Origin of the sequence: Brucella gallinifaecis (assembly GCF_006476605.1) — a bacterium.
Taxonomy (GTDB): domain Bacteria; phylum Pseudomonadota; class Alphaproteobacteria; order Rhizobiales; family Rhizobiaceae; genus Brucella; species Brucella gallinifaecis.
On record NZ_ML636801.1, the window covers coordinates 190,426 to 204,987 of the forward strand.

Below are 14,562 nucleotides of genomic sequence, written 5' to 3' on the forward strand. Positions count from 1 at the left end.
AAGGTTCCGGGCACCCGGAGCCTTTTTCTTTTGGAGCTGGTCAGCAAAAAAGGCGCAGGGCTTAACCTTGCGCCTTTTGTTGTGTGTGGTGTTCTTTATTCAGCCGAGAAAACGATGTCTTCTGCAGTTGCGTGAATAGAAATTGTCATACCGGCTTCTTCAGCGAGCAGCAGCGTGTAATATGGCTGCACCGAATGCGCATCGATTGGTTCTTCCGGTTCTGCGCCGGAATGCAATTCAAGAAATTTCGGCGGTACGCGCAGCATCCGCCCCTTCACAGTAATGACAAAACGCGGATTGGTATCGTCATTTTCAAGACGAACATTCAGCGAGCCGCCGCGCGGGATCGCAGCATTGCCGATCAGCATCAGGTTAAGCAGCAGCTTGACCTTGTTTTTTGGCAATAAAACGCGCGTACCTTCCCATGTCAGTTCCGGCTTTTCATTGGCAAAATATTGCGTGGCGACATGCTGGGCGTCGCCGGTATCGATCTGCACGCCTGCGGAACCGGCTGCACCAAATGCGATGCGGGCAAATTGAAGGCGGGCCGAGGCATTGCGTGCGCTTGATTTGATGAGTGCCATTGCGTCTTCATCTGCACCGCCTTCTTCCAGCAGTTCAAGGCCATTGTTAATGGCACCGACCGGTGAAATAATGTCATGACAGATGCGGCTGCACAGAAGCGCACCAAGATCGAGTGCGGAAAGGGTCACAGGCAATGGCATGGTGTTTTCTCCAGGCGCTAACCAGCTCTGCTTATCGACCTATAGTCGAATGTCAGGCGGAAATCAGTTGATCAATATAGCCCCCGACGAATCATCATATGAGGCCTTGGGAAACTGGATACACGTGACATCCGGTTACCGCAACAAAGCTGTTTTTGCCGCCATTCTAAAGCCAATTTCAGCAAATAAAGATTTAGACAATAAATTAGCGTTTAAAATAAGCGCGATTCGGTAAAAGCGTTCACAAGAAACGTATACGAGGGGCAGGACCCCAGGCTTTTAACAGGGCTGTCAGATAGAGAAGCTGGTAGGCAAAAGGAATTATAAATGGCCATACCGTCCCTGTCGCAGATCAGGTTCCGCAATGCGATCTATTTTATCGCGTTTTTTGCGGCTTTACTGATTTCAATTATCGCCGTGCCGCATCATGCGCAGGCACAGAGCAGCAACACATATTCAGCCCAGGAAGTTGTTGAATCCGGGCATCGTTTTTTTGGATCGACTTCCGGTGGTATCGCCAGTGCTGTCGAAAAAGCTTTTCAGAGTTTCGGTCTCCCGAATGGTTACATTTTGGGTGAAGAAGGCTCAGGCGCGTTTATTGGTGGTCTGACTTATGGTGAAGGCACGCTTTATACAAAGAATGCAGGCGATCACCGCACGTTCTGGCAAGGGCCATCGCTTGGCTGGGATTTTGGCGGGCAAGGCTCCCGCGTCATGATGCTTGTCTATAATCTTGATGATATTCAAAGTCTCTATGGTCGTTATGCCGGTGTTGCCGGTTCGGCCTATGTCATTGCCGGTGTTGGCTTTAATGTGCTCAAGCGCCAGAATATCATGCTTGTGCCAATCCGTACGGGAGTTGGTGCGCGTCTGGGTATCAATATCGGTTATCTGAAGCTTTCCGCTTCACCAACATGGAACCCGTTTTGATTTTTGTCATGAACACTCGTCAGTCATTGCAGTGGCTGACGCCTTCTTTCTTTTCAACGCGCATCCCGAAACGTGTTTCACATTTTTCGGGATGCGCTCTAATGTGAAAAAATTGTGATCCAGTCTGCGCTCATTTTCATACTTGGCATTCTTGTGGCGGTTTTCGTCGTGGTTCTGCTTGGGCCATCGGTCTGGCGACGTGCCTTTGTTCTGGCGCGACGTCAGGTTCATGCGGAGTTGCCGGTAACGCTTGCAGAAATTCGCGCAGATCGTGACGGGTTGCGTGCAGAACATGCCGTGGTTGCGAGCAGGCTTTCGCAACAACTTCGACAGGAGCGCGAGAAAACATCCGCCCAGCTTATCAGGATCGGCGAGCAATATGATGAGTTGAAGCGATATTCAGCCCTGGAGACGGAGCTTGCAACGCTTCGGGAAACGCTTGTTGCAGGTAACAAGCTTATCGAAGAAATCAGTGCGGAGCGTGATAGTGCTGCGCATAAAACAGAAATTGTTGAAGCAGAAGCAAAGCGCCTTGAGAAAAATCTTTCATCTCTTCAGGAACTGGCGGATATGCTTCGTATCGAGATCACGACCAAAGAAGCCGAGTATAGCCGTTTAGTTAATGAAATGACTGAGATGCGTCGGGATCGTAAAGATGCATCTGCCCATTATAACGAGGTCGCGACCCAATTGACTGCAGTCCAGACTGAACTGAAAACCCAAAAGCGCCGCAATATGGAATTGCAGCAGAAGCTTGACAAGCTGATCGCTGATTTTTCAGACGCACAGGAACGGCTTGAACGCTATGCCCGCAAGGGCGATGCGGGGACTGTTGTTCCTGCCGAAATTCTGAAAGAAAATGCAGCACTTCGGGAGGAAATGGCCGTTCTGGCAGCAAAGATGGTCGCTGCAACAGCAGAGAATGAAGGTGATGCTTCACCGATCCATAAGCTGCTTGAAGGTGAAAGCGTTGAAAAATCTGGCAAGCGGCCTAAAAGCCTTGCCAGCAGGATTCGCGAGCTTCGTTAGGGTCAGGACTCATTAATTTGATGAGAATGGCATCTGAAATGACCAGATTTGCCCGAATATTCAAAGAGAGGGACGTGAGGACGGGGTAGTTCCCCCGGTTGAGCCGCTCGACGCAGCAGATCGCCCAAATCGCATATTTGTCATTTCGATGTCCGAAGGATGTGGTCCATCCGCCCGCCTACGTCGTCGAAAAGTCTTGAAAATGAACCACATTTCCTTCGTCTTTCCTCCTCGTATCCGAACGGATGGCCTCACACCATTCCCGTCAAATTAATGAGTCCTGACCCTAAAAATCACTCATCGGTAATGACATCTGCCCATTCGCTGTGACGCTTTGCCTGTACCTGCATGAAGCTGCATCGGGGTATGATTTTCCAGCCTGTTTTCCGGGCATCTTCAATTGCATTGAGCGCCAGTGCTTGCGCAATGCCTTTTCCGCGCATCGAATCGGGCACGAAAGTGTGATCAATGGCAATGAGCGACGGAGCTAATTTTAAATAGGTCATTTCAGCTTCATCACCATCTATGTTGATGAAATAGCGACCGCTATCGGCCGTATCGCTTTTTGAGATCTTCATATTTTCAACCATGACCAGATTTTCTTAGAGCGCGTTTCGATCTGATTGAATCAGATCGGCGCTCTAAATATTTGTTTTAACGCGCATCTTTGTCCGAAAACCGTTTCACACTTTCCTGGATGCGCTCTAAGTGCAGGTATTTTCATTTTATATAGGTCAGGCGATAAAAATAAAAACCCCGGCCAGTAAACTGGCCGGGGTTTGATTTTGCGTTTTGCTGTTTCAAGAAAGCAGCAAAAAAACCTAGTGTCTATATTGCTGGATTCGCGTTGTCCTGAGACCGGCGAGACCATGCTCGTCGATTGAGGACTGCCAACCCAGAAATTCCTCCACTGTCAATGTATAACGCTGGCATGCTTCCTCAAGGCTGAGAAGACCACCGCGGACAGCGGCGACAACTTCAGCCTTTCGGCGAATGACCCAGCGCCTCGTTGAGGCGGGGGGGAGGTCTGCGATAGTCAGCGGACTGCCATCGGGACCAATAACATATTTTATACGCGGTCTTGTCAGATCGGTCATTGTACTCTCTACACAACACTCAAGGACCTAATCGAGACCGAGACTAACCCGACAGCTTTAAGAATTACCTAAACAGGCGGTAACGCTCTGGTAACACTTGCCAAAAAAAGCCATATTTTGAGAGAAAGTCATAAAAAAACCGGATGGACGGGTGTTTTTTTCTCCGGCTCACGCGAAGTTGTGGCGCTTTTCGAGCAAAATAAGCGTTGTTTTCGCTGCGACATCTTGGCAAGCGCCTATAGTGTGACCTATATAGAGCGCAAATCTAAACTTTGAAAAGCAGGGCATATGCCCGGAAGCTGGATACAATCATGAGCTTGAACAGCCTCGATCTGCCGGGAAAGCCGGAAGACACGCGCGTTGTCGTCGCCATGTCTGGTGGTGTCGATTCCTCTGTTGTGGCCGGTATCCTCAAACGTGAGGGCTATGATGTCGTTGGCGTGACATTGCAGCTTTATGATCATGGTGCGGCTGTGCATCGCGCTGGTTCATGCTGTGCTGGTCAGGATATTGAAGATGCGCGGCGCGTTTCGGAAAGCCTCGGTATTCCTCATTATGTTCTCGATTACGAAGCGCGGTTCCGTGAGGCGGTAATCGATACATTCGCCAATTCTTATGTCAGTGGCGAAACACCGATTCCCTGTGTTTCGTGCAATCAGACCGTGAAGTTTGCGGATTTGTTACAGACGGCGCGTGAGCTTGGCGCCGATGCTCTGGCAACCGGCCATTATATCCGCAGCGGCTTTAATGGCGAACATCGCGCGATGTTCCGCCCGGAAGATTCTGATCGTGACCAGAGTTACTTCCTGTTTGCGACCACGCAGGATCAGATGGATTATCTGCGCTTCCCGCTTGGTCATCTGCCCAAGGCGCGGGTGCGTGAAATCGCGGAAGAAATGGGGCTGAGCGTCGCCAAGAAGCAGGACAGTCAGGATATTTGTTTTGTGCCGCAGGGCAAATATACCGATATTATTTCCAAGCTGAAGCCGGAAGCGGCAACACCGGGCGATATTGTTCACATCGATGGACGTGTATTGGGCCGTCATGATGGTATCGTTCACTATACGGTCGGCCAGCGTCGCGGCATTGGTGTGGCCACGGGTGATCCGCTTTATGTGGTGCATCTTGATGCCGCCAATACCCGCGTTATCGTTGGACCGCGCGAGGCACTTGAAACCCACAAGGTCTTTCTGCGTGACGTGAACTGGCTCGGTGATGACACGCTGGATGCGCTGCCCGAAGGCGGTCTGGAAGTGTTTGCCAAGGTTCGTTCGACACGTCCGCCGCGCCCTGCTGTTTTGCATCATGCCGATGGCAAGACATGGGTAGAGCTGGTTGATGGCGAAAGCGGCATTGCCCCCGGGCAGGCCTGTGTTCTTTATTCAGACGATAGCAATAAAGCGCGTGTCTATGGCGGCGGGTTTATTGCACGTTCTGAACGGGAACCCCGTGCTGAGGAAATGTTGCGCCGTCTTGTTGCCGGATCTGCGAGTGTTTCGGCTGCCTGAGGCTTTTGCGTAATTATTTGAACTTGCTGAAGCGGGAGAGGGCGATGCCTGATGCCGTCGCAACATTGAGACTGTCAAATTGTGATGACATCGGAATGCGTGCGCTTGTGAACCGCTTGAGCAGATGCGCGGGAAGTCCTTCGCCTTCGGTGCCCAATAGCAGTGCCTGCCGGTCATGATGCGGCGCTTGATAGATGCTCAGTTCTGATGAGGGGCTGAGCGCCAATATGTTGATTCCGGCTTCTTGTATCTGTTCGACAATTGTTTCGATGGTTGCGCCGTGAAAATAGGGGACTTTCAAGGTGGCGCCAACCGAAACGCGAATGGCTTTTCGATAGAGCGGATCGCAGCAGGTTTCATCCATCAATATACAATCGGCCTCAAAGGCGGCCGCATTGCGGAAGATTGATCCGACATTGTCGTGATTTGATATGCCGCACAAAACCACGACTAACGCGGTTGCAGGCAGTCGGCTGATTATATCTGTGAGGTCGGGTTGGTGTTTGCGTTTGCCGACAGCGAGAATGCCGCGATGGACATGAAATCCGGCCACACTATCCATGACGGATTGCGGTACAGAATAGACTTCTACGCCGGAGGGTAGCTGTGCAAGCTGCTCTTCAAGGCCATTCAGCCGGTTTTCCAAGACAAGAAGCGATTCAGTTTCAAATCGTGCCGCTTGCGAAAAAAGAACATTGAGAACGACTTTTCCCTCAGCGATAAAACGCTGCTGGCGTCCTACCAGGTCTTTTTCACGGATATTTTTATACGCCGCAAGCCGTTGATCCCGGGCGTCAGAAATCTCGACGACAAAGTCGTGCGATCCGGTTTTGTTTTCCTTCATCGCACGACTTATGCCTCATGAGATGCGAATTATTGGTGAAGCGACGACACTAATTCGTGTTGACGCGGAGCTGGACTCATATAGAGGCTTGATAGCGTCGACAACATCAATTCGATATGTGGCGACGAAACCATATAATAGATTGTTTGTGCATCGCGTCGTGTTGATACGAGGTCAAGGGCACGTAGCTTGGCGAGATGCTGTGAAAGTGCAGATTGGCTTAAGTCAATTGCTTTTGCCAGAGCGCCAACAGACATTTCATTATGCAACAATTTGCATAAAATAAGTAATCTTTTGTTGTTGGCAAGAGCTGATAAAAAATCAGCAGCAGAAGAAGAATTATCTACTAAATCAATAAATTTTTTTTCTGTAGTCATTTGCAGTCATACCCCCGTAAGACAGCAGAAGGTTAAAAAAGCCAGCCATTTATTTGGTATCTGGCGGGTTAAAATTAATACTATATGGAGGAATTGAAAAGAGCTTGCTTATATTAGTTGACAAAAAAAGAGTGGTGATTTGTCCCAAAATTATAGGCTTTTTGTTCCATGGGCCAGATTCTGGCATTTTTGCCAGTTGTGTTGAGTATTTTTCTATAGATGGGCGAGGGTGGCGGCTTCCGGGTCTGATCCGATTATTTTGCTGCCTGTGGCATGGTTTTTGGGTCTTGCAGGGTAGATATTGATAATTATTGGCATGCACTGCGTTCAAAGTCTCAAGCAGCTTTTCGTGAGCCTTTGCGATAGCTCGTAAAGCGAGCCTGTCGGATATAAGGCCATTCTATTCAGGGTGAACAGCTTTCCTATTATATATCAGGGTTGTGAATATTATTATAATTTTATTACATTTAGCGCAATTTTCTAAAATGTGGCACATATAAGAAATTATAATCTACAAATTTTGTTTAAAAGTGGTTGAGAATACGATAATTTTCTAAAAATACCGCTTGCATTGTGGTGTGTCACACGTTTCCATAAGGGTTCGGTCCATAAGGTCCGGCTGTGCGCTTAGGGTGTGTGCGGCATGATTTTCCGTGGAGGCGGGTATTAAATGAAATTTTATAAAACACTTCTGGCGGCAACGGCAGTTCTCGCTCTGATGAGCGGTGCAGCTTCGGCCAAGACTTTTGTATATTGCTCGCCAGCTTCCCCTGAAGGCTTTGATCCTGCTGCTTATACGGGTGGCGATACATTTGATGCGTCCGCGCATCCTGTCTATAACCGTCTGGCAGAATTTGAAAACGGTACAACAGAAGTTGTTCCGGGTCTTGCAGAAAGCTGGGATGTTTCTGAAGATGGGAAGGAATATACTTTTCATCTGCGCAAGGGTGTTAAGTTTCATTCGAGCGATGCATTCACGCCAAGCCGCGATTTCAACGCCGATGATGTGATCTTCTCGTTTGACCGCATGGCCAACAAGGAAAATCCCTGGCATGAATATACGCCCGGCATTGTCTACGAATATTTCGATTCGATGGAAATGGGCCCGTTGATCAAGGAAATCCAGAAGATCGACGATAATACGGTCAAGTTTGTGCTGAACCGCCCGGAAGCTACATTTCTGGCAAATATCTCGATGCCTTTTGCTTCGATCATTTCCAAGGAATATACCGACAAGCTTGCAGCAGACGGCAAGCAGTCAGATCTCAATCAGTTCCCGGTTGGTACAGGCCCTTTCCAGTTTGTAGCTTACCAGAAAGACGCTGTTGTTCGCTACAAGGCCAATCCCGACTATTGGGGTGAAAAGCCGAAGATTGACGATCTTGTTTTTGCAATCACGACTGATCCGGCTGTTCGCGCACAGAAGCTCAAGGCTGGCGAATGCCATCTGATGTCCTATCCTGCACCAGCCGATATCAAGGATCTTCAGGCTGATCCCAACCTCAAGGTTGATGAGCAGGCTGGTCTGAATGTTGCTTATTTTGCTTACAACACAATGGTTGCTCCGTTTGACAAGCCGGAAGTGCGTAAGGCGCTTAATCAGGCTGTAAACAAGCAGGCAATTGTTGATGCGGTTTATCAGGGGCAGGGCCAGGTTGCCAAGAACCCGATTCCACCGACAATGTGGAGCTATAACGACAAGATCGAAGATGACAAATATGATCCGGAAGCCGCCAAGAAGGCTCTTGAAGCTGCTGGCGTCAAGGATCTCAAGATGAAGCTCTGGGCAATGCCTGTCAGCCGTCCTTACATGCCAAATGCCCGTCGTACTGCCGAACTGATGCAGTCCGATTTTGCCAAGGTTGGTGTGGATGCCGAAATCGTTTCGATGGAATGGGGTGAATACCTCAAGAAGTCCGGCGAAAAAGACCGTGACGGTGCTGTTATTCTTGGCTGGACCGGTGACAATGGCGACCCGGACAACTTCCTTGGTACACTTTTGGGCTGTGCAGGTGTTGGCTCCAACAACCGTGCGCAGTGGTGTTATCAGCCATTTGAAGATCTGATCCAGAAGGCCAAGGTTTCGATTGATCATGACGAGCGCGTGAAGCTTTATGAAGAGGCACAGGTGATCTTCAAGGAGCAGGCTCCATGGAACACCATTGCTCATTCGACTGTGTTTGTGCCAATGTCGGCCAAGGTTACAGGCTTCAAGCAGAGTCCGCTTGGTGATTATCGCTTCGAGGAAGTTGATATTTCCGAGTAAAAATCCCGACAACACCAGCGGCCGGGTGCGGAGGGTTTCTCTGCACCCGGTCGGAGTTTTTGTATGTTTCGTTTTATATTGAACAAACTGCTTTATCTGATACCGACTTTCATCGGTATCACGATTGTGGCTTTCGCTTTCGTCCGTGTTTTGCCGGGTGATCCAGTGTTGCTGATGGCGGGTGAACGCGGCGTAAGCCCGGAGCGACATGCGCAGCTTCTGGCGCAGCTCGGCTTTGATCGTCCGCTATGGGAGCAATATCTCAATTATGTGTGGAATCTTCTGCATGGCGATTTCGGCCAGTCATTGGTGACGAAAAAGCCTGTTCTTTCAGAATTTTTTGCACTGTTTCCGGCAACGATCGAGTTGGCAGTCTGCGCAATTATTGTTGCTGTCATGCTGGGTATTCCGGCAGGTGTTATCGCAGCGGTCAAGCGCGGATCGTGGTTCGATCAGGGATTGATGGGCATATCGCTGGTTGGCTATTCGATGCCGATTTTCTGGTGGGCTTTGCTGTTGATCATATTCTTTTCGGGCATGTTGCAATGGACGCCGGTCTCAGGCCGCATTTCATTGCTTTATTATTTCCCGCCAGTGACAGGCTTTATGCTGATTGACAGTCTTCTGTCTGGACAGAAGGGCGCCTTCACATCGGCGGTGTCGCATCTGATATTACCGACGATCGTGCTTGCAACGATCCCGCTTGCGGTGATTGCACGTCAGACCCGTTCGGCGATGCTGGAAGTTCTAGGCGAGGATTATGTGCGGACTGCGCGTGCAAAAGGTCTGCCGGTTCGCCGCGTTATCGGTCTTCATGCGCTGCGCAATGCAATGATTCCGGTCATTACAACAATTGGTCTTCAAGTCGGTGTGCTGATGGCAGGTGCTATTCTGACTGAAACCATCTTTTCATGGCCTGGCATTGGCAAATGGATGCTCGATTCTATTTCGCGCCGCGACTATCCGGTCGTTCAAAGCGGATTGCTGATCATTGCGTTCATCATCATGATCGTAAACCTTATCGTTGATCTGCTTTACGGCCTGATCAATCCGCGTATCCGGCATCAGTGAGGGTATCATGACAGACCCAACAATTCAGTCGGCAGCAATTCTGCCGGAAGCTGAAATGGAAGTCGGGAAACTCCGGGCTTTAAAAGATTTCTGGTTCTATTTCAGCGTCAATCGTGGCGCTGTTATCGGTCTTTTCGTATTTCTGGCATTAGTGATCGTTGCGATTCTCGCGCCTTTTATCGCGCCGCATAATCCGAGCGAACAGTTTCGTGATTATCTGCTTACACCTCCTTTCTGGGAACAGGGCGGTACAACGCAGTTTCTGCTTGGAACGGATGCGGTTGGTCGCGATATGCTCTCACGCTTGATTTATGGCGCACAATATTCACTCCTTGTCGGCTTTGTTATCGTCATCATTTCGATGTGCCTTGGCATTACCGTTGGTGTGATTTCCGGTTATTTCGGTGGCGGCATCGATACGGTTTTCATGCGGATCATGGATGTCATTCTGGCGTTTCCGTCGCTGCTTCTGGCGCTGGTTCTGGTGGCTATTCTCGGACCGGGCCTGATCAATGCGGTGCTTGCGATTACGCTGGTTCTGCTGCCGCATTTTTCGCGCCTGACGCGTGCAGCCGTGATGGCGGAAAAGGAACGTGAATATGTGACGGCTGCAAAACTTGCCGGTGCAAGCAAGCTGCGTCTGATGTTCAAGACGATTCTGCCAAATTGTCTTGCACCATTGGTCGTTCAGGCCACCATGTCGTTTTCCAATGCCATTCTTGACGTTGCAGCGCTTGGCTTTCTTGGCATGGGTGCGCAGCCGCCGACACCGGAATGGGGCACAATGCTTGCTGAAGCGCGTGAATTTATCATGCGTGCATGGTGGGTTGTAACCTTCCCCGGCCTTGCGATCCTGATCACTGTTCTTGCAATCAATCTGATCGGCGATGGTCTGCGTGACGCGCTTGATCCGAAACTGAAAAGGAGCTGATCGATGGCTTTGCTTGAAATCAAAAACCTGACAGTTTCGTTCGATACTTCGACCGGGCCATTCAAGGCTGTTGATGGGATTGATATTTCGGTCGATAAGGGTGAAGTGCTGGCGATTGTCGGTGAATCCGGCTCTGGCAAATCAGTGGGCATGCTTGCCGTCATGGGGCTTCTGCCCAAGACTGCGACCGTTACTGCCGATAGTATGACATTTGACGGGCAAGACCTGAAAAACATGTCCGACAAGGAACGTCGCCAGATTATCGGACGCGATATTTCGATGATCTTTCAGGAACCTGTTGCAAGCCTCAATCCATGTTTTACCGTTGGCTATCAGCTTGAAGAGGTGCTCAAGCGCCATTTGGGGCTTAAGGGTGCTGCCAGCCGTGCCCGCGCGATTGAACTGCTGGAACTCGTCGGCATCCGCGATGCGGCTGAACGCCTGTCGAGCTTTCCGCATCAGATGTCGGGTGGTCAGTGCCAGCGTGTGATGATTGCGATTGCGATTGCATGTAATCCGAAACTGTTGATTGCTGATGAGCCAACAACCGCACTTGACGTTACAATTCAGAAACAGATTCTTGATTTGCTTATGAATTTGCAGGTTGAACATGGCATGGGGCTGATCATGATCACCCATGATATGGGCGTTGTGGCAGAAACTGCGGATCGTGTGATCGTGCAATATAAGGGGCACAAGATGGAAGACTCCGACGTGTTGTCGTTGTTTACCGCACCAAAGCATCCTTATACACGCGCACTGCTTTCAGCCTTGCCGGAAAATGCGACCGGCGACCGGCTGCCGACGGTTTCCGATTTTGTTCTGGCCAATAATGCCGCAGGAGAAGCGTGATGAGCGAGATCGTTCTCGAAGCGCGTGATATCAAGCGCGATTATCATGTTGGCGGCGGTCTTTTTGGCAAGCCAAAGGTTGTTCATGCCGTCAAGGGCGTGAGTTTCAAGCTTGAAAAAGGCAAGACGCTGGCAATTGTCGGTGAATCGGGTTGTGGCAAGTCAACACTTGCTCGCATTCTGACTATGATTGACCCGCAAACTTCCGGTGATCTGCTGATTGGCGGCAAGAATGTGAATATTGCCCGTGATGGTCTGACTGCCGAAATGCGCCAGAAGGTGCAGATCGTGTTCCAGAACCCCTATGGCTCTCTCAATCCGCGCCAGAAGATCGGTGATGTTCTGGCTGAGCCTTTGTTGCTCAATACCAATATGTCTGCCAGTGAACGTCGTGAAAAAGCGATGGAAATGCTTCAGAAGGTCGGTCTCGGGCGTGAGCATTTCAACCGCTATCCGCATATGTTCTCCGGCGGTCAGCGTCAGCGTATTGCCATTGCACGTGCATTGATGCTCAATCCGAAGCTGCTCATTCTTGATGAGCCGGTTTCAGCGCTCGATCTTTCGGTGCAGGCGCAGGTGCTCAATATTCTTGCGGATTTGCAGGAAGAGTTTGGCCTGACCTATGTGTTTATCAGCCATGATTTGTCGGTTGTGCGTTACATCGCTGATGATGTGATGGTGATGTATTTCGGTGAAGTTGTGGAATATGGCTCGCGTGACGAAGTCTTCAACAACCCGCAGCACGATTACACCAAGAAGCTGTTTGCTGCGACGCCGCGTGCGGATGTGGATGCAATCCGTGCGCGTGTGGAAGCGCGTGCGCAAGCACGTCAGGCTGCACATCAGACTGCTTAGGCGTAGAGCTGTTTAAATTGGAAATGAAAACGCTGCCCTTTGAGGCGGCGTTTTGTTTTAATGCTGTCCGCGCTGCTGATGCCAGGCGAGTGCGCGTACAATGTCATCGGCACTGATCTTGCCGATAATCGCACCATTCTCGACAATGCCGACATCGCCGCTGCTGTCAGCGACAGCATTCATCAGTTCCCGAACCAGTGTTTCGCGCCGTGCAGTTGCTGCAAAGGGGCGCGGTGCTGCATTGCGGTCAAATGGCGTCATGATATCGCCAGCTTGCAGGACACCGAGCGGGTTCATATGGGCTACAAAATCCGTAACATATTGGTCCGACGGATGAAGCAGGATGTCTTGCGGCGTACCGCACTGAACAATCCGTCCGCCTTCCAGAATGGCAATGCGGTTGCCGATTTTCATAGCTTCGTCGAGGTCGTGGCTGACAAAAACGATGGTCTTTTTGAGCCGTGACTGAAAAGTCAGAAGTTCATCCTGCAGGCGTGTGCGGATCAGTGGATCAAGTGCGGAGAATGGCTCGTCCATTAACAGAATTGGTGCGCCGGTGGCAAAGGCACGGGCGAGGCCGACACGCTGCTGCATGCCGCCTGAAAGCTCGCTCACTTTGCGTTTTGCCCAGTCTTGAAGCCCAACCAGTTCGAGCTGGTCGCGTGCCAGAGCAAGCCGCTCCTGTTTGCTCATCCCCGATATTTCGAGGCCAAAGGCCACGTTTTCCTCAACCGTGCGCCATGGCAGCAGACCAAATTGCTGAAACACCATGGATACAAGCTCTGTTCGCAGGTGGCGCAGTGTCTTGCGGTCGGAATTGCCCACGTCAATGGTGTTTTCGCCATCGCGGATCAGAACACGACCGCGCGAAATTGGATTAAGGCGATTAATGGCACGCAGAAGCGTTGATTTGCCCGAGCCGGACAGTCCCATCAGGACCAGAATTTCGCCTTCCTGAACATTGAGCGAACAATCATGGACGCCAAGAACCAGATCGGTTTCAGCCTGAATTTCGGAACGCGATGCTCCGCGATCTGCCAAGTCCAGTGCGTTATCGACATTTTTGCCAAAAATGATGCTGACATTTTCTACAGCAATGATTGTCATGGTCGTCTCTTTTTTATTTTAGCGCATAATCTTGTCCGAAAAGTCATGCAACTTTTCGGGATGATGCTCCTACTTGTCGCGTGAAGCGCGGAAGATGCGGTCAAGCACAATGGCGACGACGACGATCACAAAGCCCGATTCAAAACCAAGCGATGTATTGACCGAGTTGAGTGCGCGAACCACCGGCACACCAAGACCGTCTGCACCCACAAGGGCCGCAATGACAACCATGGAGAGTGACAGCATGATCGTTTGCGTGAGACCTGCCAGAATTTGTGGCATGGCATAGGGCAATTCAATCTTCCAGAGAAGCTGTCTGCGCGATGCTCCGAAAGCTTCGCCTGCCTCGATGAGTGCGGCTGGTGTTGAGGAAATACCCAGATGTGTCAGACGTATGGGGGCAGGCAACACGAAAATTGCCGTTGCCAGCAGTCCCGGAACCATGCCGATGCCGAAGAAGACTATAGCCGGGATCAGATAGACGAAGGTTGGCAGCGTCTGCATCAGATCAAGGATAGGTCGCATGACGGTATAGAGCTTTGGGCGATGGGCTGCGAGAATGCCGAGCGGGACACCGAGTACCATACAAAGAAAGCAAGCTGAAAGCACGAGTGTCAGTGTTTTGAGCGTCGCATCCCAGTAGCCTTGATTGATGATGAACAAAAAGCCGATGATGGTGAGGATCACCACGGAAATGCGGCGCTGTATAAACCATGCAATGGCAGCGAAAATGATGATCAGGACAAGCGGGTGCGGCAGTTGCAACAGGTATAATAATCCATCAATGAGCCACTGCATGACAGCGGCAAGCGTATCGAAAAAGCCGCTCATATTGTCTGTAAGCCAGTCCACTACCGATTTGGCAGTTGGTCCGACCGGAATTTTATAGTCCGTCAGCCAGTTCAACGATGATGTCTCCTGCTGCGTGCTTTTTCATTTTCACGTTTTAAAAAAATGAGCCGCGGTGATCC

15 protein-coding genes are annotated in these 14,562 nt (G+C 50.4%); 8 read left to right on the top strand and 7 right to left on the bottom strand.

What is annotated here, in order from left to right:
• Positions 1–95 precede the first annotated feature (95 nt).
• Entirely contained in the window at positions 96–725 is a 630-nt protein-coding gene (chpT, locus tag FHY56_RS03055; RefSeq protein WP_140903711.1) for a histidine phosphotransferase ChpT, read from the bottom strand.
• Between the two features lie 327 nt (positions 726–1,052).
• Between chpT and FHY56_RS03060 the strand changes: the two genes are divergently transcribed.
• Both FHY56_RS03060 and FHY56_RS03065 read left to right on the top strand, forming a co-directional pair.
• A complete protein-coding gene (locus FHY56_RS03060) occupies positions 1,053–1,655 on the top strand; it encodes a DUF1134 domain-containing protein (RefSeq protein WP_140903712.1) in 603 nt (200 codons plus the stop codon).
• Between the two features lie 138 nt (positions 1,656–1,793).
• A complete protein-coding gene (locus tag FHY56_RS03065) occupies positions 1,794–2,684 on the top strand; it encodes a coiled-coil domain-containing protein (protein ID WP_193556760.1) in 891 nt (296 codons plus the stop codon).
• A 293-nt stretch (positions 2,685–2,977) separates the two neighbouring features.
• Here the strand turns inward: FHY56_RS03065 and FHY56_RS03075 are convergent, their stop codons facing one another.
• Both FHY56_RS03075 and sciP read right to left on the bottom strand, forming a co-directional pair.
• Positions 2,978–3,274 (bottom strand): GNAT family N-acetyltransferase, encoded by a 297-nt coding sequence (locus tag FHY56_RS03075; protein ID WP_168927577.1) that lies wholly within the window; start codon positions 3,272–3,274, stop codon positions 2,978–2,980.
• Positions 3,275–3,505: 231 nt separating this feature from the next.
• On the bottom strand, positions 3,506–3,781 hold the full coding sequence (gene sciP, locus FHY56_RS03080; RefSeq protein ID WP_094505279.1) for a CtrA inhibitor SciP: 276 nt from the start codon (positions 3,779–3,781) through the stop codon (positions 3,506–3,508).
• 311 nt (positions 3,782–4,092) lie between these two features.
• Between sciP and mnmA the strand changes: the two genes are divergently transcribed.
• Entirely contained in the window at positions 4,093–5,289 is a 1,197-nt protein-coding gene (mnmA, locus tag FHY56_RS03085; protein WP_193556752.1) for a tRNA 2-thiouridine(34) synthase MnmA, read from the top strand.
• Positions 5,290–5,302: 13 nt separating this feature from the next.
• Here mnmA and FHY56_RS03090 read toward each other — a convergent pair whose 3' ends face one another.
• A complete protein-coding gene (locus FHY56_RS03090; RefSeq protein ID WP_140903715.1) occupies positions 5,303–6,133 on the bottom strand; it encodes a TrmH family RNA methyltransferase in 831 nt (276 codons plus the stop codon).
• A gap of 29 nt (positions 6,134–6,162) precedes the next feature.
• Positions 6,163–6,510 carry an ArsR/SmtB family transcription factor gene (locus FHY56_RS03095; protein WP_140903716.1) on the bottom strand — a complete coding sequence of 116 codons (348 nt, stop codon included), beginning with the start codon at positions 6,508–6,510 and terminating at the stop codon, positions 6,163–6,165.
• A gap of 670 nt (positions 6,511–7,180) precedes the next feature.
• Between FHY56_RS03095 and FHY56_RS03105 the strand changes: the two genes are divergently transcribed.
• From FHY56_RS03105 to FHY56_RS03125, 5 genes are all read left to right on the top strand, one after another.
• Complete coding sequence (locus FHY56_RS03105) at positions 7,181–8,776, top strand: ABC transporter substrate-binding protein (RefSeq protein ID WP_140903717.1); 1,596 nt, start codon at positions 7,181–7,183, stop codon at positions 8,774–8,776.
• Positions 8,777–8,839: 63 nt separating this feature from the next.
• Positions 8,840–9,847 (top strand): ABC transporter permease subunit, encoded by a 1,008-nt coding sequence (locus FHY56_RS03110; protein ID WP_140903718.1) that lies wholly within the window; start codon positions 8,840–8,842, stop codon positions 9,845–9,847.
• A gap of 7 nt (positions 9,848–9,854) precedes the next feature.
• A complete protein-coding gene (locus tag FHY56_RS03115; protein WP_140903719.1) occupies positions 9,855–10,778 on the top strand; it encodes an ABC transporter permease subunit in 924 nt (307 codons plus the stop codon).
• Between the two features lie 3 nt (positions 10,779–10,781).
• Positions 10,782–11,630 (top strand): ABC transporter ATP-binding protein, encoded by an 849-nt coding sequence (locus FHY56_RS03120; protein ID WP_140903720.1) that lies wholly within the window; start codon positions 10,782–10,784, stop codon positions 11,628–11,630.
• The gene (locus FHY56_RS03125) at positions 11,630–12,484 is read left to right on the top strand and encodes a dipeptide ABC transporter ATP-binding protein (RefSeq protein WP_140903721.1); all 855 of its coding nucleotides are present in this window, start codon (positions 11,630–11,632) and stop codon (positions 12,482–12,484) included. The genes FHY56_RS03120 and FHY56_RS03125 overlap by 1 nt, the downstream gene beginning before the upstream one ends.
• A 57-nt stretch (positions 12,485–12,541) precedes the next feature.
• Here the strand turns inward: FHY56_RS03125 and choV are convergent, their stop codons facing one another.
• On the bottom strand, positions 12,542–13,591 hold the full coding sequence (choV, locus tag FHY56_RS03130; protein ID WP_140903722.1) for a choline ABC transporter ATP-binding protein: 1,050 nt from the start codon (positions 13,589–13,591) through the stop codon (positions 12,542–12,544).
• Positions 13,592–13,660: 69 nt separating this feature from the next.
• Entirely contained in the window at positions 13,661–14,497 is an 837-nt protein-coding gene (gene choW / locus FHY56_RS03135; protein WP_140903723.1) for a choline ABC transporter permease subunit, read from the bottom strand.
• Positions 14,498–14,562 lie beyond the last annotated feature (65 nt).

Bases quoted from the DNA above. Each gene is read 5' to 3' on its own strand.
- chpT (WP_140903711.1), bottom strand. From the start codon at position 725: ATGCCATTGCCTGTGACCCTTTCCGCACTCGATCTTGGTGCGCTTCTG.
- FHY56_RS03060 (WP_140903712.1), top strand. From the start codon at position 1,053: ATGGCCATACCGTCCCTGTCGCAGATCAGGTTCCGCAATGCGATCTAT.
- FHY56_RS03075 (WP_168927577.1), bottom strand. From the start codon at position 3,274: ATGGTTGAAAATATGAAGATCTCAAAAAGCGATACGGCCGATAGCGGT.
- sciP (WP_094505279.1), bottom strand. From the start codon at position 3,781: ATGACCGATCTGACAAGACCGCGTATAAAATATGTTATTGGTCCCGAT.
- mnmA (WP_193556752.1), top strand. From the start codon at position 4,093: ATGAGCTTGAACAGCCTCGATCTGCCGGGAAAGCCGGAAGACACGCGC.
- FHY56_RS03090 (WP_140903715.1), bottom strand. From the start codon at position 6,133: ATGAAGGAAAACAAAACCGGATCGCACGACTTTGTCGTCGAGATTTCT.
- FHY56_RS03095 (WP_140903716.1), bottom strand. From the start codon at position 6,510: ATGACTACAGAAAAAAAATTTATTGATTTAGTAGATAATTCTTCTTCT.
- FHY56_RS03105 (WP_140903717.1), top strand. From the start codon at position 7,181: ATGAAATTTTATAAAACACTTCTGGCGGCAACGGCAGTTCTCGCTCTG.
- FHY56_RS03110 (WP_140903718.1), top strand. From the start codon at position 8,840: ATGTTTCGTTTTATATTGAACAAACTGCTTTATCTGATACCGACTTTC.
- FHY56_RS03115 (WP_140903719.1), top strand. From the start codon at position 9,855: ATGACAGACCCAACAATTCAGTCGGCAGCAATTCTGCCGGAAGCTGAA.
- FHY56_RS03120 (WP_140903720.1), top strand. From the start codon at position 10,782: ATGGCTTTGCTTGAAATCAAAAACCTGACAGTTTCGTTCGATACTTCG.
- FHY56_RS03125 (WP_140903721.1), top strand. From the start codon at position 11,630: ATGAGCGAGATCGTTCTCGAAGCGCGTGATATCAAGCGCGATTATCAT.
- choV (WP_140903722.1), bottom strand. From the start codon at position 13,591: ATGACAATCATTGCTGTAGAAAATGTCAGCATCATTTTTGGCAAAAAT.